The organism is Flavobacterium sp. N1994, from assembly GCF_025947145.1.
Classification (GTDB): Bacteria; Bacteroidota; Bacteroidia; order Flavobacteriales; family Flavobacteriaceae; genus Flavobacterium.
On the sequence record NZ_CP109999.1, the window covers coordinates 114,618 to 139,573 of the forward strand.

Annotated in this window: 23 protein-coding genes and 1 other RNA gene; 18 read left to right on the forward strand and 6 right to left on the reverse strand. The window is 34.0% G+C overall.

The window, feature by feature from the left end:
* The gene (locus tag OLM53_RS00480) at positions 1 to 2,274 is read right to left on the reverse strand and encodes a bifunctional salicylyl-CoA 5-hydroxylase/oxidoreductase (RefSeq protein WP_264521092.1); all 2,274 of its coding nucleotides are present in this window, start codon (positions 2,272 to 2,274) and stop codon (positions 1 to 3) included.
* A 15-nt stretch (positions 2,275 to 2,289) separates the two neighbouring features.
* Entirely contained in the window at positions 2,290 to 2,895 is a 606-nt protein-coding gene (locus tag OLM53_RS00485) for a flavin reductase family protein (protein WP_264521093.1), read from the reverse strand.
* A 185-nt stretch (positions 2,896 to 3,080) separates the two neighbouring features.
* Here OLM53_RS00485 and OLM53_RS00490 point away from each other — a divergent pair, with 185 nt between their 5' ends.
* The 8 genes from OLM53_RS00490 (at position 3,081) to acs (ending at position 10,404) form a co-directional block, all read left to right on the forward strand.
* Positions 3,081 to 4,193 carry an NAD(P)/FAD-dependent oxidoreductase gene (locus tag OLM53_RS00490; RefSeq protein ID WP_264521094.1) on the forward strand — a complete coding sequence of 371 codons (1,113 nt, stop codon included), beginning with the start codon at positions 3,081 to 3,083 and terminating at the stop codon, positions 4,191 to 4,193.
* Positions 4,190 to 4,915: a methyltransferase domain-containing protein gene (locus OLM53_RS00495; protein ID WP_413614251.1), complete on the forward strand. Its 726-nt coding sequence runs from the start codon at positions 4,190 to 4,192 to the stop codon at positions 4,913 to 4,915. The genes OLM53_RS00490 and OLM53_RS00495 overlap by 4 nt, the downstream gene beginning before the upstream one ends.
* A 5-nt stretch (positions 4,916 to 4,920) precedes the next feature.
* A complete protein-coding gene (locus OLM53_RS00500) occupies positions 4,921 to 5,973 on the forward strand; it encodes a type III polyketide synthase (RefSeq protein ID WP_264521095.1) in 1,053 nt (350 codons plus the stop codon).
* Positions 5,974 to 6,399, forward strand: a complete 426-nt coding sequence (locus tag OLM53_RS00505) for a 3-hydroxyacyl-ACP dehydratase FabZ family protein (protein WP_264521096.1) — start codon at positions 5,974 to 5,976, stop codon at positions 6,397 to 6,399.
* Positions 6,396 to 7,667 (forward strand): beta-ketoacyl-[acyl-carrier-protein] synthase family protein, encoded by a 1,272-nt coding sequence (locus OLM53_RS00510; RefSeq protein WP_264521097.1) that lies wholly within the window; start codon positions 6,396 to 6,398, stop codon positions 7,665 to 7,667. Before OLM53_RS00505 ends, OLM53_RS00510 begins: the two co-directional genes overlap by 4 nt.
* 4 nt (positions 7,668 to 7,671) lie before the next feature.
* Positions 7,672 to 7,926, forward strand: a complete 255-nt coding sequence (locus OLM53_RS00515) for an acyl carrier protein (RefSeq protein ID WP_264521098.1) — start codon at positions 7,672 to 7,674, stop codon at positions 7,924 to 7,926.
* Positions 7,923 to 8,426 (forward strand): 4'-phosphopantetheinyl transferase superfamily protein, encoded by a 504-nt coding sequence (locus tag OLM53_RS00520; RefSeq protein WP_264521099.1) that lies wholly within the window; start codon positions 7,923 to 7,925, stop codon positions 8,424 to 8,426. Before OLM53_RS00515 ends, OLM53_RS00520 begins: the two co-directional genes overlap by 4 nt.
* Before the next feature lie 70 nt (positions 8,427 to 8,496).
* Positions 8,497 to 10,404 (forward strand): acetate--CoA ligase, encoded by a 1,908-nt coding sequence (acs, locus tag OLM53_RS00525; protein ID WP_264521100.1) that lies wholly within the window; start codon positions 8,497 to 8,499, stop codon positions 10,402 to 10,404.
* A gap of 86 nt (positions 10,405 to 10,490) precedes the next feature.
* On the opposite strand, the gene OLM53_RS00530 is transcribed toward acs, so the two are convergent.
* The gene (locus OLM53_RS00530; protein ID WP_264522404.1) at positions 10,491 to 10,901 is read right to left on the reverse strand and encodes a DUF4293 domain-containing protein; all 411 of its coding nucleotides are present in this window, start codon (positions 10,899 to 10,901) and stop codon (positions 10,491 to 10,493) included.
* Between the two features lie 192 nt (positions 10,902 to 11,093).
* On the opposite strand from OLM53_RS00530, the gene rho reads away from it, so the two are divergent.
* Positions 11,094 to 12,812, forward strand: coding sequence for a transcription termination factor Rho (gene rho / locus OLM53_RS00535; RefSeq protein WP_264521101.1), 1,719 nt, complete (start codon positions 11,094 to 11,096; stop codon positions 12,810 to 12,812).
* A 198-nt stretch (positions 12,813 to 13,010) separates the two neighbouring features.
* Positions 13,011 to 14,897 carry a molecular chaperone DnaK gene (dnaK, locus tag OLM53_RS00540; RefSeq protein ID WP_264521102.1) on the forward strand — a complete coding sequence of 629 codons (1,887 nt, stop codon included), beginning with the start codon at positions 13,011 to 13,013 and terminating at the stop codon, positions 14,895 to 14,897.
* A 38-nt stretch (positions 14,898 to 14,935) separates the two neighbouring features.
* Here the strand turns inward: dnaK and OLM53_RS00545 are convergent, their stop codons facing one another.
* Positions 14,936 to 15,826 carry a Brp/Blh family beta-carotene 15,15'-dioxygenase gene (locus OLM53_RS00545; RefSeq protein ID WP_264521103.1) on the reverse strand — a complete coding sequence of 297 codons (891 nt, stop codon included), beginning with the start codon at positions 15,824 to 15,826 and terminating at the stop codon, positions 14,936 to 14,938.
* 114 nt (positions 15,827 to 15,940) lie between these two features.
* Here OLM53_RS00545 and OLM53_RS00550 point away from each other — a divergent pair, with 114 nt between their 5' ends.
* The gene (locus OLM53_RS00550; protein ID WP_264521104.1) at positions 15,941 to 16,666 is read left to right on the forward strand and encodes a bacteriorhodopsin-like; all 726 of its coding nucleotides are present in this window, start codon (positions 15,941 to 15,943) and stop codon (positions 16,664 to 16,666) included.
* A gap of 118 nt (positions 16,667 to 16,784) precedes the next feature.
* Positions 16,785 to 17,363: a hypothetical protein gene (locus OLM53_RS00555; RefSeq protein WP_264521105.1), complete on the forward strand. Its 579-nt coding sequence runs from the start codon at positions 16,785 to 16,787 to the stop codon at positions 17,361 to 17,363.
* Between the two features lie 50 nt (positions 17,364 to 17,413).
* Here the strand turns inward: OLM53_RS00555 and OLM53_RS00560 are convergent, their stop codons facing one another.
* Positions 17,414 to 18,469, reverse strand: a complete 1,056-nt coding sequence (locus OLM53_RS00560) for a glutaminyl-peptide cyclotransferase (protein ID WP_264521106.1) — start codon at positions 18,467 to 18,469, stop codon at positions 17,414 to 17,416.
* A gap of 85 nt (positions 18,470 to 18,554) precedes the next feature.
* Here OLM53_RS00560 and ffs point away from each other — a divergent pair.
* The 5 genes from ffs to fsa all read left to right on the forward strand — a co-directional run bounded on the left by ffs (position 18,555) and on the right by fsa (position 21,626).
* An RNA gene (gene ffs / locus OLM53_RS00565) (signal recognition particle sRNA small type) lies at positions 18,555 to 18,653 on the forward strand.
* A gap of 49 nt (positions 18,654 to 18,702) precedes the next feature.
* The gene (locus OLM53_RS00570; RefSeq protein ID WP_264521107.1) at positions 18,703 to 19,701 is read left to right on the forward strand and encodes an enolase C-terminal domain-like protein; all 999 of its coding nucleotides are present in this window, start codon (positions 18,703 to 18,705) and stop codon (positions 19,699 to 19,701) included.
* Between the two features lie 45 nt (positions 19,702 to 19,746).
* Positions 19,747 to 20,112, forward strand: a complete 366-nt coding sequence (locus OLM53_RS00575; protein WP_264521108.1) for a VOC family protein — start codon at positions 19,747 to 19,749, stop codon at positions 20,110 to 20,112.
* Position 20,113: 1 nt separating this feature from the next.
* Complete coding sequence (locus tag OLM53_RS00580) at positions 20,114 to 20,917, forward strand: SDR family oxidoreductase (protein ID WP_264521109.1); 804 nt, start codon at positions 20,114 to 20,116, stop codon at positions 20,915 to 20,917.
* 52 nt (positions 20,918 to 20,969) lie between these two features.
* The gene (fsa, locus tag OLM53_RS00585) at positions 20,970 to 21,626 is read left to right on the forward strand and encodes a fructose-6-phosphate aldolase (RefSeq protein ID WP_264521110.1); all 657 of its coding nucleotides are present in this window, start codon (positions 20,970 to 20,972) and stop codon (positions 21,624 to 21,626) included.
* Between the two features lie 84 nt (positions 21,627 to 21,710).
* Here fsa and OLM53_RS00590 read toward each other — a convergent pair whose 3' ends face one another.
* Positions 21,711 to 23,120: a TlpA family protein disulfide reductase gene (locus tag OLM53_RS00590; protein ID WP_264521111.1), complete on the reverse strand. Its 1,410-nt coding sequence runs from the start codon at positions 23,118 to 23,120 to the stop codon at positions 21,711 to 21,713.
* Positions 23,121 to 23,306: 186 nt separating this feature from the next.
* Between OLM53_RS00590 and OLM53_RS00595 the strand changes: the two genes are divergently transcribed.
* Positions 23,307 to 24,926, forward strand: a complete 1,620-nt coding sequence (locus OLM53_RS00595) for an ABC-F family ATP-binding cassette domain-containing protein (RefSeq protein WP_264521112.1) — start codon at positions 23,307 to 23,309, stop codon at positions 24,924 to 24,926.
* Positions 24,927 to 24,956: the final 30 nt, after the last annotated feature.

A 24,956-nucleotide genomic window follows, 5' to 3' on the forward strand; every position in this document is an offset into this window, starting at 1 on the left:
TTATTTCTTATTGCTTTTTGGTTTTAATGCCTTTTTCATGCCTTCTATTTGCTTTCTTTCAGTTCCTTTCAACGGATACAAATGAGAACTTCCCGCTTTGTAGGGATTTGGAATCTCATTCGTTTCAAACTGTTCGTAAGCTTGAGCATTTCTAACAAAGTTAGCATCGGCTAATAAAGGTCTTCCCAAAGCTACTAAATCGGCTCTTCCGTTTAAAATGATAGTGTTGATTTGGTCTATGTCTTGGATGTAACCTGCAGTAATAGTTGGAATATGAACAGTGTTCCGAAGCAAGTCTGAAAACGGCGTTTGCCACATTCTTCCCGTTTGGGGATTTTGATTCGCCACAGTATTTCCGGTAGAAACGTTGATGATATCGGCTCCTGCATTTTTGAATGCGGTTGCAATGGTTAGAACATCTTCTTCTGAAATTCCGTTATCAGCCCAGTCGGTTGCTGAGATTCTGACAGACATTGGTTTTTGTTTTGGGAATACATTTCGCATTTCTGTAAAAACCCTCAGAGGAAATTTCAATCGGTTTTCAATGCTTCCGCCAAATTCATCTGTTCTGATGTTCGTCAATGGCGATAGGAAAGAGGCTAATAGGAATCCGTGATGCGCTTGCAATTCGATTAAGTCAAATCCGGCTTCGTCTGCATTTTTGGTAGCCTGAACAAATTGAGTAGTGACCAAATCCATATCAGCTAGAGTCATTTCTTTTGGTGTAGAGAAATTTTCATTAAAAGCTATTGGGGATGCTGAAATTAGTTCCCACGGATTTTGTAATGGTTCTGTTTCCCAAGGTCTTTTTGATGCGCCTTTTCGACCTGAATGTCCTAACTGAATTCCGATTTTAGTTTGCGTATTTTTATGAATAAAATCGGTAATCGATTTCCATTTAACTAGTTGTTCTTCAGAATATATTCCAGCACAACCTAAAGTGATGCGACCTGTTTCTGCAACAGCGGTCATTTCGGCAATAATCAATCCGACACCGCCAGTGGCTCGGCTTCCATAATGTACCAAATGCCAATCGTTAACCAATCCGTTTTCGGCGGAATATTGTCCCATTGAGGACATCACGATTCGGTTTGGCAATTCTAAATCTCGTAATTTGAATTTGGTAAATGCGGCTGGGGAATTATTATTATTGAATTCGTTTAGCACTTTATCGGTAAACGATTTATCGCGTAAACGAAGGTTTTCGTAGGTAACTTTTTTGGATCTTGTCATGCAACCAAAAGCAAACTGATAAAAAAGATGTTGGCTGTTTCTATCCATATTTTCAAACCAATCTAACGAAACTAAAGCCGCATATTGAATCATCTCAACGGTGTTTCTTCGTGTTTTGTCATATTGTTCAAATGCCGCCTGTACATTGTTTGGATTTGCAATTACGGCGTCTGATAAACCGATCGCAGAATCCATAGCCAATTTGGTTCCGGAACCAATAGAGTAGTGGGCTGTAGCTTTGGCATCACCTAAAAGAACGATGTTATTATGTGACCATTTTTCGTTAGTCACATGTGGGAATTGACGCCAATGTGATTTGTTTGAAATCAAAGGATGACCATCTAATTCTTCTTTAAAAATTTCGGATATTTTGGCAATCGTATCTTCTTCATTGGTTATTTCAAAGCCAAGTTTTTGCCAAGTTGCATCGCTACATTCGAAAATCCAAGTACTCATTCCAGGTTCGTATTGATAGGTATGCGCGACTATAAGTCCGTGTGGTGTAGTTCTGAAAAAATAAGTAAAAGCGTCCAAAGGTTTTGTTGAGCCTAACCAAACAAAGCGGTTCTTTTTCAAGACTATTTTGGTTCCGAATTCGGTTTCGTATTTTGTTCTGATGGCACTTCCAATTCCGTCAGAAGCTAAGATGATATCCGAATCTTTGAATTGATTAAAATCATCAATATTTTGTTCAAAATGAAGATTTACGCCTTCTTCGAGACATCGTTGTTGCAGTAATTGCAAAAGCGTTTTTCGGGAACAGCCACAAAATCCGTTTCCTGCGATGTTTACGGTTTGTCCGTCACGAGCAATAATTATATCATCCCAATAAGCAAAATTACTTCTGATTAATTCATAGGACTTTAAATCTCTGGAGAGAAATTCGGCCAAAGTTTCATCTGAAAACACTACACCAAATCCGAAACTGTCATCAGGTTTGTTGCGTTCGTAGACATCAATTTGGCAATCGGGCATTGCTTTTTTGGTTAGTATTGAAAAGTATAATCCGCCAGGGCCACCGCCAATTACTGTTATTTTCATTTTTGATTGATAATTTTAATTCCTTTTAACAGAGAAAAGTTCTCCTATTTTAGCATAATTGGAACCTGCTAATCTTGCAACAGGCTTGTAGTTTTCAAGATTGATTTTATAATTGTCCAATAAAACGGCATCATCAAAATGCATCATTATTATTCGTCCAATTACTATGCAGGCGCCACCTTGTTTGTGGTCTTCCAAAAAATAATGATGAACTAATTCACACTCAAAAGAGATGGGACTTTCTTTGACGCGCATTGGTTTTACTTTTTGGGATGGAATTGGAGTTACCGAAGCTAATTCAAATTCATCAACATCATAAGGAACAGCTTTTGCCGTGATATTCATTTGTTCAACCAATTCTTCAGTAACCATGTTAACTACAAATTGTTTGGTAGCTAAGACATTAGTAAGGGTGTCTTTGTGGATGTTATTGCTAATTCCTGTTGAAAACATCACATGAGGTGGATCATCTCCAACGGCATTGAAATAGGAAAAAGGAGCTAGGTTGTTGATTCCCTCTTCATTTACAGTTGAAATCCATCCGATAGGTCTTGGAATGATAGCACCAGTGAGTAGTTTATAGACAGCTGAGTAATCAAGCTCGTTAGGATCTAATAGCATAGTGTTGTTTGTTTACTACAAATTAAAGCTATTTTTTGCTCCTTTTTTAGAGAATTATTAATTTTTAAAGACATAAAATGAAGATAATTTACATCATAACTTGAAAATGCTAGTATAAGTAAAGAAGAAACTAATATGATAATTATATAACAACTTATCGGTTCAATTTCATAAATTTACTTGCTATGAAAAATTTTGATGTGATTATTATAGGTGGCGGTTTGGCTGGGTTAACAGCTGCGCTTGATCTTTTAATTAAAGGGTATTCCGTTATTATTTTTGAAAAAAATGACTTCCCTAAACATAAAGTTTGTGGGGAATACATTTCTAATGAAGTATTGCCATATTTAAAATCATTGGATTTAGATATTGAAAAACTACAACCCAAACACATTGATAAACTCACTTTTACATTAAGTTCAGGAAAAGCGATTACTACAAAGTTGCCTTTGGGTGGATTTGGGATTAGTCGGTATACTTTGGATCATTATTTATATGAAGAAGTAAAAAAACGAGGCGGTAAAGTTCTTCGAGAAAAAGTAATCGATGTATTTTTTAGAGACAACATTTTTACTATTACCACTCAGAAATCAGTGCATGATTGTAAAATTGTTTTGGGTGCTTTTGGTAAACGTTCTAATCTAGATGTCAAACTAAATCGTAAATTCATTTCAAAACCATCAAATTGGCTGGGTGTAAAAGCCCATTATGAGGTTGATTTTCCAGATGATTTGGTTGGATTATATCATTTTAAAGGAGGTTATTGTGGTGTTTCTAAAGTTGAAAATAATTTAGTTAATATTTGTTATTTGGGTAATTACGATACCTTTAAAAAACACAAAGAACTTCAAGAATACCAAGAAAAAGTGGTTAGCCAAAACCCAAATTTGAAAGCTATTTTTGATAAAGCAACTATTCAATTTGATAAACCGCTAACGATTAGTCAGATTTCTTTTGAATCGAAAACCGCTATTGAAAATAACATGCTGATGATTGGTGATACTGCAGGTTTGATTCATCCCTTATGTGGCAATGGAATGGCGATGGCAATACACAGTGCTAAATTAGCTTGTGAGGCTGTAATTCCTTTTTTAGAAAATAATTTATCAAGGGATGAAATGGAAAAAGGATATGAAAAAAAATGGAATTATAATTTCAGGTCTCGATTGAGAACGGGAAAATGGCTTGGGGCTTTATTGCAGAAAGAACTATTAGCTTCGTTTGTTATGCAGCTGCTTTTTATTTTTCCGAGTTTGTTACCAATGATTATTAAAAAAACCCACGGAAAACCGATATGATTTTGATTAATACAAAATACAGGACGAAACAATCCGAAATCATGGATGACTTTTCTATGGAAGGGGAAATGCTTCGTGAGGCTTTAGATAAAATTGCCAAAATAAATCAACTACTGGGAGGAAACCAACTAACATTGCAAGGTGTAAAACAGCTTATTAAAGGAATTGCTATTTCCAAAGAAATTACCATTGTTGATGTGGGTTGTGGTAATGGAGATATGTTGAGAATACTTGCAGATTACGGAAAAGAAAATGATTTAAAATTTAAACTTATTGGAATTGACGCAAACAATTTTACTGTAAATCATGCTCGAAAATTATCATCAGAATATGCTAACATCAGTTATCGATGTGAAGATATATTTGGACAATCATTCCAACAGTTTCAGTATGACATAGTTTTATGCACTTTGACTTTACATCATTTTAAGGACGACGAAATTGTAACGCTATTAAAAGTATTTCAGCAAAAAGCCAAACTAGGAATTGTTATTAATGATTTGCAGCGAAGTGCCATTTCTTATCGCTTGTTTCAGGCATTGTGTTTTGTGTTTCGATTGAATGAGATGTCGAGAGAAGATGGATTAGTTTCAATTTTGAGAGGATTTAAAAAGAAGGAATTGGTAGCATTTTCAAAGCTATTGCAATTTAAAAAATACACCATTCAATGGAAATGGGCTTTCCGTTACCAATGGATTATCAAAACTAATTTGGACAACTAAAAAATATGAGCGTAAAAATAATATCAGTAGCTAAAGAGTTGCCAAAATATTGCCGAACTACCGCTGAGATTCTTCCTTTTTTGGATACTTGGTTGTTGGGTCAAGAAGAGCGTTTCATCCGTAAAGTGAAGAAAATTTTTGAAGGTGCGATGGTAGATAAACGCTATTCCATAATGGACCCTGTGGAGGTTTTTACCAAAACTTCTTTTGAAGAACGCAACACTATCTACGTTCGTGAAGTAATCGCTTTAGGAGAAAAAGTGTTAGCCAAAACATTAAAAAAAGCCAATTGGAACCCCGAAGATTTAGATTATATCATCACAGTAAGTTGTACGGGCATTATGATTCCGTCGCTTGATGCCTATTTGATTAATTCCTTGAAACTGCGTCAAGATATTGTTCGTTTGCCAGTGACCGAAATGGGTTGTGCTGCTGGGATTTCGGGGATTATGTATGCTAAAAATTTCTTGCAAGCCAATCCAGGAAAACGGGCTGCTGTTATTGCGGTTGAAAGTCCAACAGCTACTTTTCAACTCGATGATTATTCGATGGCGAATATTGTGAGTGCGGCTATTTTTGGAGATGGTGCGGCTTGTGTCTTGCTTTCTTCTCATGAAGAGGATGAAGGGCCGAAAATTTTAGCTGATGAAATGTATCATTTTTATGATGCTATTCACATGATGGGATTTCAGTTGACCAATTCTGGTTTACAAATGGTATTAGATATTGAAGTTCCAGATACAATTGCTTCACACTTTCCAGATATTATTCATCCTTTTTTGGCCAAAAATAAATTAAAAATAGAGGATATTGATCATCTGATTTTTCATCCAGGCGGAAAAAAAATTGTACAAACGGTGGAAGATTTGTTTTCTGATTTAGGTAAAAATATCAACGATACGAAAGAAGTGTTACGCTTATACGGAAACATGTCAAGTGCCACGGTTTTGTATGTTTTAGAAAGAGTATTGGATAGCCAACCCCAAAAAGGAGAAAAAGGATTGTTACTTAGTTTTGGTCCGGGTTTTTCGGCACAGCGAATTTTAATTGAGTTTTAAATGTTTAAAGATATTCTCGACAAATTGCCTTATTCAAAACCATTCCTTTTCGTGGATGAGCTTTTGTTTGTAGATGAAAATGGAGTAAAAGGAAGTTATACTTATTCTCCAAATTCCGATTTTTATAAAGGACATTTTAAAGACAATCCAGTTACACCAGGGGTTATTTTGACCGAAACTATGGCACAGATTGGAGTAGTCTGTTTGGGTATTTTTTTATTAGGAAATGAATTTAACAGTAAAAGTAAAATAGCATTGACTTCCTCGGAAATAGAATATTTAAAACCGATATTTCCCAATGAAAAAGTAATCGTAATTTCAGAAAAAATATATTTCCGATTTGGAAAATTAAAATGTAAAGTGAAAATGTTGAATTCAAATAATGAAGAAGTTTGTAACGGAACTATAGCAGGAATGATAGTATGAGTAGAAGAGTAGTTATAACAGGTTTAGGTGTGGTTGCTCCAAACGGAGTGGGTCTTGATGCGTTTACTGATGCTATAAAAAATGGTATTTCAGGAATTAAGCATGATGCCGAATTAGAAAGATTACAGTTTTCTTGTCAAATATCGGGAACACCTGAGATTTCGGAAGAATTGAAACGCAATTATTTTACCGAATTAGAATTGCGTAATTTCAATTCCACCGGAATTTTATACGGAGTTATTGCGGGAATCGATGCATGGAAAGATGCAGGATTGTCAATAGAAGATAACGATAATCCTGATTGGGATTCTGGAACTATTTTTGGAACGGGCACTTCAGGAATTGAAAAATTTCGGGAAAGCATTTATAAAATTGATGATTTTCAAACTAGAAAATTAGGAAGTACTGCTGTGGCACAAACTATGAATAGTGGGGTGAGTGCATATCTTGGCGGAAAATTAGGTTTAGGAAATCAAGTAACAACCAATTCCTCAGCTTGTACAACAGGAACGGAAAGTATTTTGATGGCCTACGAAAGAATCAAATTGGGGCAAGCTAAAAGAATATTGTCGGGAAGTACTAGCGATAGTGGACCTTATATTTGGGGTGGATTTGATGCGATGAAAGTCTGTACTTTTAAACACAATGATGCTCCAGAAAAGGGTTCTCGACCAATGTCAGCAACTGCTTCTGGATTTGTACCAGGAAGTGGAGCAGGAGCCTTAGTATTGGAAGATTTAGAAACAGCTTTGAAACGGGGAGCTCGAATTTATGCTGAAGTTTTGGGAGGTAACATTAACTCAGGCGGGCAGCGTGGTTCAGGAACAATGACAGCTCCGAATGGAGTTGCAGTTCAAAAATGTATTACAGACGCATTAAAAAATGCAGGAGTTGCACCAAATGAACTAGATGTCATCAACGGACACTTAACAGCAACAAGTAAAGATACTTTTGAAATTGCTAATTGGAGCCAAGCATTAAACAGAAAAGGTAATGAGTTTCCATTAATCAATTCATTGAAATCAATGGTAGGACATTGTTTGTCGGCTGCGGGTAGTATTGAAGCTGTAGCTTCGGTGTTGCAAGTTTATAATGGATTTGTTTTTCCGAATACTAATTGTGAAGATTTAAATCCCGATATTACAGAGATAATTCATAATTCCTGCATACCACAGCAACTTATTCAAAAAGAGATTACCATTTTGGCTAAAGCTAGCTTCGGATTTGGTGATGTAAATGGCTGTGTGATTTTAAAAAAATACAAATAAAACTATGGATAGAACAACCACAATAGAACAGTTAAAAGCAATCGTAAAACCGTTTGTTAAAAATGAGGAAGCTTTTGAAAACATCAATGAAAGTACTGACTTTATCAATGATTTAAATATTAATTCTGCCAATTTGGTAGATATTGTTTTGGATGTCGAGGATGCTTTTAAAATAGATATCGATAACGAGTCGATGGAAAAAATGCTTACGATTAAAGCAGCATTGGATATCATTGAAACTAAATTGGCTCAAAAGTGATTGGTAATGACATCATCGATTTAGCACTAGCCAAAAAGGAAAGCAATTGGCAACGAAAAGGATTTATTGAAAAAATCTTTACCTCAAGCGAACAATTGCTGATTTTCAATGCTGACGAACCTGAAATTATGGTTTGGTATCTATGGAGTCAGAAAGAAGCAGCTTATAAAATTTATAACAGACAAACTCAGATTAGAGCTTATATTCCTTTGCAATTAGAATGTTTTGACTTGAAAATAATTGATAGCATTCACTATGGGAAAGTGCGTTGTTATGATCAAATTTATTTCACTAAGACCCAAATCACTTTAGATTATATTTCTACGGATGCAGTAATAAATCCAACTGATTTTGAAAGAATTGAATTTTTAGATGCTACCACAAGCATTAAAAAAAGCAATGGTATTCCTAATTATTATTCTTTTCAAAACAATAACCTTATACCAGTTTCCAAAAGCCATCATGGAAGGTTTGAGCGAATAGTTGCTTTGTATGATTAATAATCCTATATGAAATCCTTTTTAAATTGTAATAAAATAGTAATTTTATAAAAAAATTGACTAAACAGTTATGAGCTACTACAAAATACTCAACCTAGAACATTACTTCAAAATGTATAAGAAGTCTATTCGTGAGCCCAGAAAGTTTTGGGACAGAATAGCAGATGAGAACTTTACTTGGTATCAAAAATGGGACAAAGTTTTTGAATTTAATTTTCAGGAAGCACAATTCAAATGGTTTGTTGATGCCAAAGTGAACATCACTAAAAATTGCATTGACAGACATTTAGCAAGAAGAGGCGATAAAACGGCTATCATCTTTGAACCTAATAATCCAGGTGAAGAAGCACTTCATATTACTTACAACGAACTTTATGATAAAGTTGCCCGAATGGCCAATGTACTTCGAGAACAAGGAGTTCAAAAAGGAGATAGGGTTTGTATTTATTTACCAATGATTCCTGAATTGGCGGTTGCAACTTTAGCTTGTGCCCGAATTGGTGCGGTACATTCAGTAGTTTTTGCTGGGTTTTCGGCTTCGGCTGTTGCGGCTCGTATTAATGATTGTGAGTGTAAAATGGTCATCACTTCTGACGGAAGTTATCGCGGTGATAAAACTATTGATTTAAAGGGGATTGTTGATGAAGCTTTGCAAAAAACACCTTGTGTAGAAAAAGTTTTGGTAGCCAAAAGAACAAACACTTCAGTTACTATGAAAGAAGGCCGTGATTTATGGTTGCAACCTTTATTAGATGCTGCGATTCCGAACAATGTGGCTGAAATCATGGATGCTGAAGATCCGTTATTTATTTTATATACTTCGGGTTCTACAGGAAAACCAAAAGGAATGGTGCATACAACTGCTGGATATATGGTGTATACGGCTTATACTTTTAAAAACGTTTTTGCTTATGAAGAAAGCGATGTATTTTGGTGTACCGCTGATATAGGCTGGATAACCGGACATTCCTATATTCTTTACGGACCATTATTAAATGGAGCCACTACTGTAATTTTTGAAGGAGTTCCATCTTATCCAAATTTTAGTCGTTTTTGGGAAGTAATCGAAAAACATAAAATAACCCAATTCTATACTGCTCCAACCGCTATTCGTGCATTGGCTAAAGAAAGTTTAGATTACGTTCAAAAATATCCACTAAGTTCTTTAAAAGTAATCGGTTCCGTTGGAGAACCTATCAACGAAGAAGCTTGGCACTGGTATAACGACCACGTAGGCGGAAAGCGTTGTCCATTAGTAGATACTTGGTGGCAAACCGAAACAGGAGGAATTATGATTTCACCAGTTCCTTTTGTTACTCCAACAAAACCAACGTATGCATCCTTACCATTACCTGGAATTCAACCTGTTTTAATGGACGAATTGCGTAATGAAATTGAAGGTAATCAGGTTACGGGAAGTTTATGTATTAAATTCCCTTGGCCGTCAATAGCTAGGACCATTTGGGGAGATCATCAGCGTTACAAAGAAACCTATTTTACAGCCTTTCCAGGTAAATATTTTACGGGAGATGGAGCTTTGCGTGATGAGGTTGGGTATTACAGAATTACAGGTAGAGTGGATGATGTTATCATCGTTTCAGGTCATAATCTTGGAACGGCACCTATTGAAGATGCTATCAATGAACACCCAGCAATTGCGGAAAGTGCAATAGTTGGTTTCCCTCATGATATTAAAGGAAATGCTTTGTATGGCTTTATTATTCTTAAAGAAATTGGAGAAAGTAGAGATAGAGATAACCTAGCTAAGGAAATCAATCAATTAATTTCTGATCAAATAGGTCCAATTGCCAAATTAGATAAAATTCAATTTGTATCTAATTTACCTAAAACACGTTCAGGTAAGATTATGCGTAGAATATTGCGAAAGATTGCTGAAGGAGACTTTAGTAACTTCGGAGACACTTCTACTTTATTAAATCCTGAGATAGTAGATGAAATACGAGACGGAAAAGTTTAAACCAAAAGTCAAGTAGTAAGATTAAATAAAAAACCCGAACCATTGGTTCGGGTTTTTTGCAGCACTAAAAAACTAAGTTTATAGGTTTATCGCAAACGATCCACAGATTTTACGAGATCTTCATCCTTTTTGATGGCTTTGTTGGCCAAAACCAAAAATACGATAGAAAAAATAGGTAAGAACATCCCAATACCTTTCTCAGAAACAGTAGCTGTTCCTCCAGATAAATTTAGTGTTCGATACACAAATAATCCTAATAAAATTAAATTCAATATCATATTCAATCTGCCCATGACAAATTGTTGTTGTCTTTTTTTGTGAGATAATATACTTAGTAAAGTTAATGTTGTACTTAAACCAAATAGGCTAACATAAACAATGTCCATCATAAAATAAAAAGACTTACCACTAGCGTCTGTCCAAAGTGGAAATACGAATGGTAAAACCCCAGTAATAATGAAGCAAACAATCAAATAATAACTTTGTGGTCTAAACATTTCTTTTTTTGAATAATCAGTTGCAAAAATAAAGTTTCTTTTTAAAAAAATACTATTGTATGATAAAATATTATTTGTATTATTGCAGTGTAAATCTGCACGAACTTCATCAATCAGATTTTCCCAATCATTGAAATCTACCTTCATTTTTCTACATCCCCGATAAAATAATTTACGATATAAATACTATTTATGTTTGATATTTCTGCCCTTAAAGAAATGAAGCTTGCTGAGCTTCAAGAGATAGCTAAATTAGCTAAAACCATAAAAGTTACCGGTGCCAAAAAAGACACACTTATTGAGCAAATCTTAACGCATCAGAATGCAACAACAGCATCAGCAAAACCCGAGGCTAAAGAAGAGAAAGTTGTTGATAATAAATCAAAAAGAGCACGTATTTTGCCAGAAGCCAAAAAAGCTCCCGAAACAAAACAAAATGATTTATTTGCTGATGAAACTCCGATAGCAGCAGTTGCTGAAGAAAGACCAGCTTTCCAAAGTAAAAACCCGAAGTTCAAAAAACCACCTTTTGATAAAAAGAAAAATAATACTTCTCAATTGACTTCACAAGAGCCTGTTGAAAATCAAGTAGAAGCTGTAGAGCAGCCCTCAGTTGAAGAAACAGAAGCTAATCCAAATCCCAATAATAATGATGCTAATCGTGAACCAAAACACAAACATCAAAATAATAATGGAAATGGAAACGGAAATGGAAACGGAAATGGAAACAACGGAAACAATAATCCTAACTTCAAAGGAAAAAAGCACAATAATTTCCGTGATTCAGATTATGAATTTGACGGAATTATAGAAAGCGAAGGCGTACTTGAAATGATGCCTGATGGTTATGGTTTCTTACGTTCTTCTGATTATAATTATTTAGCATCTCCTGATGATATATATTTATCAACCTCACAAATAAGATTATTTGGACTGAAAACTGGAGATACGGTTAAAGGTGTTGTACGTCCGCCAAAAGAGGGAGAAAAGTTTTTCCCATTAGTAAAAGTATTGAAAATTAATGGGCATGACCCACAAGTGGTTCGTGACAGAGTTTCTTTCGAGCATTTAACGCCTATTTTTCCACAAGAGAAATTCAACCTTGCGGATAAACAATCTACTATCTCTACAAGAATTATCGATTTGTTTTCTCCAATTGGAAAAGGACAAAGAGGTATGATTGTGGCACAACCCAAAACGGGTAAAACGATGCTATTAAAAGACATTGCCAACAGTATTGCAGCCAATCATCCTGAAGTTTACTTATTAGTGTTACTAATTGACGAAAGACCTGAAGAGGTTACAGATATGCAACGTAACGTAAGAGGTGAAGTGATTGCTTCTACCTTTGATGAGCCAGCTGACCGTCACGTTAAAGTAGCTAATATTGTTTTAGAAAAAGCAAAACGTTTGGTAGAATGTGGTCATGATGTAGTGATTTTGTTAGATTCGATTACGCGTTTGGCAAGAGCTTATAATACAGTACAACCAGCCTCAGGAAAAGTGCTTTCGGGTGGAGTAGATGCCAATGCATTACAAAAACCAAAACGTTTCTTCGGAGCGGCTCGTAATATTGAAAATGGAGGTTCATTGAGTATCATTGCTACAGCCTTAACAGAAACGGGTTCTAAAATGGATGAAGTAATCTTCGAAGAATTTAAAGGAACGGGTAACATGGAATTACAATTGGATAGAAAAATTGCCAACAAACGTATTTTTCCTGCTATCGATTTAACTTCATCAAGTACGCGTCGCGATGATTTATTATTGGATGAAAAAACTATTCAACGTATGTGGATTATGCGTAAATACTTAGCGGATATGAATCCAGTTGAAGCTATGGACTTTATCAATGACAGGTTCAAAAAGACTAGAAACAATGAAGAGTTCCTCATTTCGATGAACGATTAAATAAAGAATCCCAACTTTTTGAGTTGGGATTTTTTATATGAATAAATGTCACTTTGTCAGCCTCTTTTTGTTTAAAACTGACAATTTATTACTATTTATCACTTGGCATAATAGTTGACAAATACGGAAACGTACAACACAAAGTACTATTCACTCGTAGAGGAATAATCAAAACAAAATTAAAAGGAGAAAATAAAAATGGGAAAAATTATTGGTATCGATTTAGGTACAACCAATTCTTGCGTGGCAGTTATGGAAGGTGGAGAACCTGTTGTAATTGCTAATGCAGAAGGAAAGAGAACTACACCATCTGTAATTGCATTTGTAGAAGGTGGCGAAATTAAAGTAGGTGATCCTGCCAAAAGACAGGCAGTGACCAACCCAACCAAAACCATTGCATCTGTAAAAAGATTCATGGGTAACAAGTATTCAGAAAGTGCCAAAGAAGCATCAACTGTAGCTTACAAAGTGGTAAAAGGAGATAACGACACACCACGTGTTGATATTGACGGAAGATTATACACACCACAAGAATTGTCAGCCATGACACTTCAAAAAATGAAAAAAACAGCAGAAGATTATTTAGGTCAAACCGTTACAGAAGCTGTTATTACAGTTCCAGCTTACTTCAACGATGCACAACGTCAAGCTACTAAAGAAGCTGGTGAAATTGCAGGACTTAAAGTAATGCGTATCATCAATGAGCCAACTGCAGCTGCATTAGCTTATGGATTAGACAAAAAAGGAATTGATCAAAAAATCGCAGTTTATGATTTAGGTGGTGGAACTTTCGATATTTCTGTACTTGAATTAGGAGACGGAGTATTCGAAGTATTATCAACAAACGGAGACACTCATTTAGGTGGAGATGATTTTGACCAAGTAATAATTGATTGGATGGCCAATGAATTCAATACTGAAGAAGGTATTGATTTACGTAAAGATCCAATGGCCTTACAACGTTTAAAAGAAGCGGCTGAAAAAGCAAAAATTGAGTTATCATCTTCTACTCAAACAGAAATTAACTTGCCTTATGTTACAGCTACAGCTTCAGGACCAAAGCACTTAGTAAAAACATTAACTCGTGCAAAATTCGAGCAATTGGCAGAAACTTTAGTAAAACGTTCCATGGATCCAGTAGCAAAAGCATTGAAAGATGCAGGTTTGTCTACTTCTGATATCGACGAAGTTATTTTAGTGGGTGGTTCTACTCGTATTCCTGTAATACAGGAACAAGTAGAAAAATTCTTTGGGAAAAAACCATCAAAAGGAGTAAATCCAGATGAGGTAGTAGCGATTGGTGCTGCCATTCAAGGTGGAGTTTTATCTGGAGATGTGAAAGATGTATTGTTACTTGACGTGACACCTTTATCATTAGGAATTGAAACTATGGGTAATGTAATGACTAAATTAATAGAGTCAAATACAACGATTCCAACCAAAAAATCACAAGTGTTCTCAACTGCTGCAGATAACCAACCTAGTGTTGAAATCCATGTAATTCAAGGAGAAAGAACTATGGCTGCTGATAATAAAACAATTGGGCGTTTTCACTTAGACGGTATTCCACCAGCACCAAGAGGAGTTCCTCAAATTGAAGTTACTTTTGATATTGATGCTAACGGTATCATCAAAGTATCGGCTACTGATAAAGGAACTGGTAAATCGCATGACATTCGTATCGAAGCTTCTTCTGGTTTAACAGCTGAAGAAATCGAAAGAATGAAAAAAGATGCTGAAATGAATGCTGAAGCTGATAGACAAGCTAAAGAAAAAGTAGATAAATTGAACGAAGCGGACAGTATGATTTTCCAAACAGAAAGTCAATTGAAGGAAATTGGAGAAAAATTATCTGACGATCATAAAGTAGCTATCGAATTAGCTTTAACAGAATTGAGAATGGCTCACCAAAATCAAGATTTAGAAGCTATTCAAAAAGGTCTTGACAATGTAAATGCAGCTTGGAAAACCGCTACTGAAGCAATGTATGCTCAAGGTGAAGCTGGTCAAGCTCAAGAAGCACAGCCGCAAGCAGATGCTCAAGGAGATAACACTCAGGATGTAGAGTTCGAAGAGGTTAAATAATAATTAAATTGGATTAAAATTAAAAACCGAGTAAGCAATTACTCGGTTTTTTTATTTTCAGAATACATTCTTTTTATCACAATTACATGTGGGAAAGTTATTGCTGCTAAAAAAGAGAAAAAAATGGCGTCAAATATTTTAGTATCCTTCAATAATAAATATAATACACCAATTCCAAACATTGAAATTATCCAATATAAAAAAGCTGATTTGAAGTAGGTAATACTATTTCTTAGGGTAACATCTTTATATAAATATTTAATTTGATCACTTAACGAAGGTATGCTATGCCAAAATATAAAATAGATTGTAAATCCCCATATCAAGTTAGCTACTTTAAAAATGATACCAAAAACAATTAGATATAATAGTTCTTTAATAACTTCATTTTTAAATATTTCAGATTTATAACTATTGTAAAGTCCTAGGCAAATTAAAATAAACCCATTAATTTTTAATAATAAAGGAATATTAATAAATCTCATTTGAATATCAGTTATAGAAAAGAGAATATCCAGAACTTCTTTTTGATGAAAATAAAATAATAGTAACAGTATAAATCCACCATAATTTATTTCAAATAAAACTTTTATTATTTCATTTGATTTTATTATGCGGTTTTCCCAATGCTGTTCACCAAAATGATAACTACTAAAAATAATAAATAGAAACATTGCTAACCATGGAACAAAACCAAACAACAAAACAGCAACAAAAACCAAGACAATATACTTGAACAATAGCCTCAAAATTGAGATTGATTTAGGATTTATTTTTTTTATAATCAATAAATCATTTGCTCCATGCACAATACCAAACGATAATACTAATATAAAACCTACAATAACTTGATATTCATTTTTTAGAAATGACGTTAGCCATAATCCTAGAAAGCTAAGCAGTACTGAAATTTTGGCAATTTTACTCACGGTGTTTTATTTTTTGTTTAATCAAATGTAACTAATATTAAACAAAATACATTTTTATTGTTTAACTTTTTTTACATTTGATTAAACAAATATTAATCTAAATCAATTTAAATTATGTTAAACACTATTTTATCTACAGCATTAATTGCTAAAATGTTACCTACAGACTATGTAGGATTCACTTTCTTTGTTGGATGTATGGCTATGATGGCAGCATCTGCATTTTTCTTTTTATCATTAAATCAATTTGATAAAAAGTGGCGTACTTCTGTATTAGTTTCAGGTTTAATAACCTTTATTGCAGCAGTACATTATTTTTACATGAGAGATTATTGGGCTTCATTCCAAGAATCTCCAACATTTTTCAGATACGTTGACTGGATTCTTACTGTTCCATTAATGTGTCTTGAGTTTTATTTAATACTTAAAATTGCTGGTGCAAAAAAGAGCTTATTATCTAAAATGATTTTCTATTCCGTTGTTATGTTAGTAACTGGTTACTTTGGAGAAGCTGTTTATCCAGAAAGTGCTCAAATTTGGGGATTAATTTCGGGAATAGCTTATTTTGCTATTGTGTATGAAATTTGGTTAGGTGAAGCAGCAAAATTAGCTAAAGAAGCTGGAGGAAACATTTTAGCGGCTCACAAAATTTTGTGTTGGTTCGTTTTAGTTGGTTGGGCAATTTATCCTCTAGGATATATGTTGGGTACAAATGGATGGTATACAAGTATCCTAGGTAAAGGAAATGTAGATGTGGCCTATAACATTGCAGATGCAATTAACAAAATTGGTTTTGGTCTAGTTATTTATTCGTTAGCATTGAAATCACAAAAAGAGTAAATTTTAGTTTTTTTATTAGCAGGCCGTCATGTTTAATTACATGACGGCTTTTTATTTAACATCCCTCGAATAGATAATTTTGTATATTGGCTTTCTATTTAAAACCAAATTAGCTACTATGAAAAAAATATTTTTATTTGTTTGTGTAGGCTTACTAACTCTTAATGGGTTCAGCCAAAAAAAGAAAGGAAGTTCTAAAAAAGCTAAAGCAACTGTAACTTTGCCCAAAGTTGATAATCTGCAAGTTGAAGTTAAAAGCGGAAACTTTCAGGTGTCAATAATTGAAAAAGGGAAAACTAATGACGCTTTAGTAGTGAAAGCAGTTGATGCCAGTTTTACACCAAAAGATTGTAAACTAAGTTCATTCATGGCCAATGGTGTTAAACTCTATTTACTTACCTGGACAGAAAATAACTTATTGAGCACTCCAAATAAAACAGAAGATAAGACCACAATCTATAATATTATTTATGAACTAACCTCTAAAAAACAAGTCTATTCCAATTACCAGTTGACAAATCATATTACTGAAAAAGTATCTTTAGGTGGTACAGCTGCTTCTGAAACACAGGAAAAAGTAAGACGAGAAGGTTTTGAATTTGTTTTAAATCCTGACGGTACCGTCACTCAAAAAGGAAAGAACCAACAAATTTCTTTTGCTTACGACAAGGACAAAATGGAATTTAGAAAGAAATAAAAAAAGCGAGATTCAAGGCTTGCTTTTTTTATTTTATATAGGTTTTAAGTTTACTCAGTCACTTTGATTTCAAAAGTTTTATCCCAGCATTTTCCAGTAACAAATAGGGTATTCGTTTTTTTGTTATAGGCTATCCCATTTAAAACATCAGCTTTTGGATTCTTTATTTGAGCTTTTAAAGCTGTTAAATCCAATACACCTTCAACAGCACCCGTTTGTGGATTGATAACAGCAATGGCGTCTTTTTGCCAGATGTTACCATATATTTTTCCGTTAATCCATTCCAATTCATTGACTGCTTTAATTTTACTGTCGTTAGTATACACATTAATAAAATCAATCATTTTTTGAGTTTCCGGATTCATGGTCCATATTTTTTCTGTTCCGTCTGATTGGTAAATGTTTTTACCGTCATTTGTCATTCCCCAGCCTTCAATTTTTTTGTCAAAATCAAATGTTTTTAGCTTTTTCAACGTATTAATATCGTAGATAAATCCTGTTGCATTTTGCCATGTCAATTGGTATATTTTATTATTCACTACTGTGATTCCTTCACCAAAATATTTAGCATCTAAATCGACTCTTTTATAAGTCTTACCAGTTTTATAATCAATTTTAGCAAAGTACCCTTTATAACCTTCTGGAGTTCCTGTACTTTCTACCAAAGTATCTCTGAAAAATTCGAATCCTTCTGTAAACGCATTGATGTCATGTGGATAAGTATTAACAATAGTATACTTCAATAATTTCGGAACAATTCCCGAAGCCACTTCAACTCGGGTTTTTGTAGAAACGGTATCGCCTTCAAAATAAACTAAGGCTTTTATATTTTGATATCCCAGTTTTTTGCCATTCAAATCCAAAGTGAACTTACCATTACCTTTTACAGATGATATTCTTTTATCGTTTACAAAATAGGCGATGCTATCTATGTTTTTATTTTTGGAGTTAACTAAATTTAAATCTACTTTCTCAGTAGCTTGATACATCGATTTTAAGTTGCTTTCATCAAAACTAAAAAAGGATTCTTTATCTTTTTGATTAGGACCACAACCTATTAGATTTAAGCCTAATAAAATGGTAATTAATGGGTTATAAATTTTCATTTGGTATAATTAATTTTTCACTCACAAATATATTTATATTGGTCTTAAATTCTTGCAAAAAAATAAAAAGATTGTATATTTGCACCGGCAAGTCCTACACGACCAGCTCCTGCAAAATCCTCCAGGATGGGAACATAGCAAAGGTATGTGGTTGTAGCGGTGCGATGTAGGTCGCTTGCCATTTTTAATCCGAACTTGTTTCGGATTCTTTTTTTTTAATCCAATCCTTTTCCATGAAATTACATTGGCAAATAGTAAAATTCAACCTCAAAGAAACCTTTGCTATTGCTTATGGAAAGTACACTTTTAGAGAAGCACTAATCATCACTTTAGAGCAAAATGGAGAGAGAGGATATGGTGAATGTACTTCCATAGATTATTACCAAATCAATCTTACTGATTTCAATCATACTTTAGAGAAAATAAAAGCTCAAATTGAAACTCAAAAAATAATTCATCCTACTGATTATTATACTTTCCTAGTAACATTAAACCTGCCAAGTTTTCTTCGTTCCGCATTAGATTGTGCCTATTGGGATTTGTTTGGAAAACTCGAAAAGAAGTCTTTTTTAGCATTGAATGATATCAATTATAATCAGCTTCCTGATTCTTCAATAACCATTAGTATTGATACCGTTGAAAATCAAATCAAAAAAATCAAACAATCTACATGGACAAAATTTAAAGTTAAATGCAATCATTTTGACAATGATGCTATTAACCAATTAGTTCAATTAGATAAAAATGTAGCTTTAGATTCAAATGGAAGTTTTTCCCAAGAGGAATGTTCTTGGCTTGAAAATAATGAGTTGATTTCAAAATTCACCTATTTGGAACAACCTATGAAAACGGGAATTGAAAATTATAAGACGTTACACTCCGATACCTTTGCCAATTGGATGGCTGATGAGGATTGTCAAAATAATCTAGCATTAAAGGATTTAGTCCCGCATTATAGAAGCATCAATATTAAATTAGTTAAATGTGGTGGATTAACTCCAGCTTTGGGAATGATTACTGAGGCAAGAGCTTTAGGTTTCCAAATTATGATAGGCTGCATGACTGAATCTTCTGTTGGTATTTCAGCTGGAGCTGTTTTAGCGCCATTATGTGATTATGCTGATTTGGATGGAGCCAATTTAATTGCCAATGACATTGCTAATGGAAGTCAGATTATTAATGGACGAATTCAGCTAAGTGAAAAGAATGGATTGGGAATAAAAATGCACTAAAGAATCAATCGAGTTTTTTATCTTTATGCATTAATTTTTTTGACTATGAAATTCCAACCCATAGTTCCAATGATTTGGACAGAACAACTCTCAGAAACTATTGATTTTTATTGTACAATTCTTGGATTTACATGTAGTGAAAAGAATGAAGAATGGGGATGGGCATCATTATTTAAAGACGATTGTCAATTAATGTTTGCTAAACCAAATCAACATACTTCATTTGAAAAACCTACATTCACGGGAACGTTTTATATAAATGTGGATGATGTAGAAACACTTTGGAAACTATTAAAAGAAAAAGTAAATGTAGTATATCAATTAGAAACCTTTGATTGGGGAATGAAGGAGTTTGCTATTTGTGATAACAATGGTTATAGGATACAATTTGGACAAGACATAACAACATAATATGAATAAAGTAGTAGTAATTACAGGAGGATCTTCAGGTATTGGAAAAGCCATTGGAGAGTTTTTATTTCATAAAGGATTCACCGTTTATGGAACCAGTCGAAATCCTGAAAAAGTCACCAATTCAATATTTCCCTTAATAGCTTTAGATGTTAGAAACACAGATAGTATCCAACAAGCCATTGAAAAAGTAATAGCTCTCTCAAAACGAATTGATATCGTTATAAACAATGCTGGTGTTGGGATTACAGGACCAATAGAAGAAACGCCAACCGATGAAATGCGAAATAATTTCGAAACTAATTTCTTTGGTCCAATTGAAGTTATCAAAGCGGTTTTGCCACAAATGCGGAAACAAAATTCTGGTTTGATAATTAATATTACTTCCATAGCGGGATATATGGGATTGCCTTACAGAGGAATTTATTCGGCGTCAAAAGGCGCACTAGAATTGGTTTCAGAAGCCATAAGTATCGAAGTAAAACCTTTCGGAATTTCAGTGGTAAATATTGCTCCAGGAGAGTTTGCTACAGATATTGCCTCGCATCGTTATCATGCGCCAATACACGAAAAATCAGTATATAAAACTGCTTATGAAAACACATTAGGTATGATGAATTCTCATATGCATAGTGGAGACAATCCCGAAGATTTAGCTAAAGTAGTATTTCAAATCATCAATGATAAAAACCCAAAGTTGCATTACAAAGAGGGCGCTTTTATGCAAAAATTCTCTATCGTTTTAAAGCGAATATTACCTGACAGAATCTACGAAAGTATGTTGATGAACCATTATAAATTGTAACTTTGCAACCAAATTTAGAACACAACTTTTTTAAACATATAACAACAAGCGTATGAAATTTTTTATTGACACAGCCAACTTAAACGAAATCAAAGAAGCTCAAAGCCTTGGGGTACTTGATGGTGTTACCACTAATCCTTCGTTGATGGCCAAAGAAGGAATCACCGGAAAAAATAATATCTTAAAACACTATGTAGACATTTGCAATATCGTTGATGGTGACGTAAGTGCCGAAGTGATTGCAACCGATTATGAAGGTATGATTAGAGAAGGTGAGGAGTTAGCTGATTTGCATGAGCAAATCGTGGTAAAATTGCCAATGACCAAAGACGGCGTAAGAGCTTGTAAATATTTTTCAGATAAAGGAGTTAAAACGAATGTTACTTTGGTATTCTCAGCAGGTCAAGCTTTACTAGCTGCTAAAGCTGGAGCTACTTATGTTTCTCCGTTCTTAGGAAGATTAGATGATATTTCTACTGATGGTTTGGCTTTAATTCAAGAAATTCGTGATATCTACGATAACTATGCTTTTGAAACGCAAATTTTAGCGGCTTCGATTCGTCATACAATGCACGTAGTTAACTGTGCTAAAATTGGTGCCGATGTAATGACTGGACCATTATCGTCAATATTAGGATTACTAAAACACCCATTGACTGATATTGGTTTAGCTCAGTTTTTAGCAGATTATGCTAAAGGAAATCAATAATAATTTGTAATTAAAGATTAATAATAAAAAAAACGCTTTTCATTGAAAAGCGTTTTTTTTATTGCTATAAACAAACTAACATAGCTATTTCAATTCGTCTTCAAAATTAAGTTCAAAGACATTGGTAAAGGCGTTTTTAATTAATCCTTTATCGCCAAGAATAATAGTTCTGTGTACTTTGGTAATGACCCATTTGTCTTTTAAATCTTCAAAATCGGCACAACGAAGTTCAGTAATTCCATTAAAATTATAATTGGAAAGCTTATTTTCCCATGCTTCTTGTGAATCATTTAAGTTGATGCCAATAAACTGATATTCGGGATGGTTCTTGTGAAAGGCTAAAATCTTTTTATGTACCGCTTCAAAGTGCGATAATGCATTTTCTGACCAAAAGAAAATTACAGTTTTCTTGTTTGCAAAATTTGAGGATTGAATGGTATCTCCATCACGATTTGTCAGAGCAACATTAGGTAATGAATTACCCACAGTAAGTAATTGTATGGCATCACCAATTTTTAAGATTTCATTTTTCTGACTTTTATCGGTTGAATATTTATGATAGGTATCTAAGAACTTTTTATTGTTGACCATATTCTGATCTTCCAATAAATAGGTAAAAGCTATATTATTTAGAATGGTGTTTTTAACCTTTTCATTTTTAATTAGTGTATCCGCAATATTCAATTTATTAATATTGGTTTTTAGAGCCAAATCCATTTCAGAAAAATGATTATGGTAATTGATAGCGCCCATATTATTCAACATATTGGATAAATACATCACAAAAGGGGAGTAGTTAGAAAGGGCTACATTATTACAATTAATATTCTTTCTGAAATCATAAAAATCTTTTGGAATTTTTTCATAAACATCTTCACCCGTTCTTATTTTGTGAATTATAGGATATACTTCTTTTCTTGAATAGTAGGGATAGTCAACAGCAGCTTTAGCATAGACATCAAAATCATCGCTCCATTTAATCTCCTCTTTTTTAGTAGCATAAAATTTCTTCGATATTTTATATAAAGAATCTACAGTGTGACTGAATTTATCAATATCATAATCAAAAGTCTCAAACATATTGTTCTTCTCTTTTTCATTTCTTAAATATTGTTCTATCAGATAATTATTTTTTTGATCCCCGCGACCGCAAAAAACAATAGAACCATCAAAGTCTTTGGAGTTAACACGCACCATGATACTATCGTTCTTATCAAAGTACACATACTGGTATTCAGGTTCATGTTTGAAAGAATACAAACCTGGAGCCAATGAATCAAACTGAATGAAAAAGCGATTGTTTTTGTCCAACTTTAAAGTGTCTATCACTTCATTGTCTTTACAGAAAAGCACATAAGGAGTATTAGGGTTTACGACTTCACCACCAAAATAAGCCACATATTCACACCCTTTAAATTCGTTTTTACACGAACAAAAAAGAGCGAATATTGGAAAAAGAAAACCTAAAAATTTTATATTATTGAACTTGTGCATTTTTCAAAACTAGTAAACAAAATTAATGGGATACTTTGAATATTACTGTTAACCTATCGTTAAAGTTAAAAGGTTGTAAATATGCCTTTTTCTAGTCAATTACACAACATTTTTTTGTAGAAGATACATGCTAAAATTATCCACATATTTCACTACTTTTGCACCAAATTTAATAAAATATATTTCATGCTTACAGTTTCTAATTTATCGGTTCAATTTGGTAAAAGAATATTATTTGACGAAGTAAATACCACTTTTACTCAAGGCAATTGCTACGGTGTGATTGGTGCCAACGGTGCAGGAAAATCTACTTTCCTTAAAATATTGGCAGGTGATATTGATCCAACTTCTGGTAGAGTAATCTTAGAGCCAGGAAAGCGTATGTCAGTATTGAACCAAAATCACAACATGTTCGATGCTCATACTGTTTTAGAAACGGTAATGATGGGTAACAAAGTTTTGTTTGCAGTAAAATCGGAAATGGATGCTTTGTATGCTGATTATGATGATAAAAATGCGGATAGAATAGGTGAGTTGCAAGTACAGTTTGAAGAAATGAACGGGTGGAATGCTGAGTCTGATGCTGGTGCTATGCTTTCTAACCTTGGAATTTCAGCCGACATGCACTACAACTTAATGAGTGAGATGGAAGGAAAAATGAAAGTACGTGTCCTTTTGGCACAAGCACTTTTTGGAAATCCTGACGTATTAGTGATGGATGAGCCTACGAATGACCTAGATTTTGAAACTATCACTTGGCTAGAAAACTTCTTAGCTAATTATGAAAATACCGTAATTGTGGTTTCGCACGACCGTCACTTTTTAGATTCGGTTTGTACTCATATTTCGGACATCGATTTTTCTAAAATTAACCACTATTCAGGAAACTATACTTTTTGGTATGAGTCTAGTCAATTAGCAGCAAAACAAAAAGCACAACAAAATAAGAAAGCAGAAGAAAAGAAAGCTGAATTGGAAGAATTTATTCGTCGTTTTAGTGCGAATGTGGCCAAATCTAAGCAAGCCACTTCTCGTAAAAAAATGATTGAAAAATTAAATTTGGATGAAATCAGACCCTCAAGTCGTAGGTATCCTGCGATTATATTTGATGTAGAAAGAGAAGCTGGAGACCAAATATTGCACGTTCAAAACTTGGCCGCATCAGTTGATGGTGAAGTATTGTTTAAGAATGTCGATTTGAACATGGCCAAAGGCGACAAAGTAGTTGTCTTTTCAAAAGACTCACGTGCTACTACAGCTTTTTATGAAATCTTAAACGGAAACCAAAAAGCAGATGCTGGAACTTTTGATTGGGGAATTACAACAAATCAATCGTATTTACCAAATGATAACAGCCAATTTTTCACAGACGGAAGTCTGAATCTGGTAGATTGGTTACGTCAATTTGTAAAAACGGAAGAAGAGCGTGATGAAGTATACGTTCGTGGATTCCTTGGGAAAATGATTTTCTCAGGAGAAGAAGCTTTAAAAAAATGTACTGTATTATCAGGAGGAGAAAAAGTACGTTGTATGTTATCTCGAATGATGATGATTCGTGCCAATGTCTTAATGCTTGATGAACCAACGAATCACTTAGATTTGGAATCGATTACAGCATTCAATAATTCTCTTAAAAACTTTAAAGGCTCTGTATTATTTACCACACATGACCACGAGTTTGCGCAAACCGTTGCCAATAGGGTTTTAGAAATCACACCAAACGGCGTAATAGACAGGTATATGACTTTCGATGAATACCTTGATGATGAGAAGATTCAAGAAATGAGAAAGAAAATGTATCCTTAATAAATAAAAAACTCCCGCTATAAGTGGGAG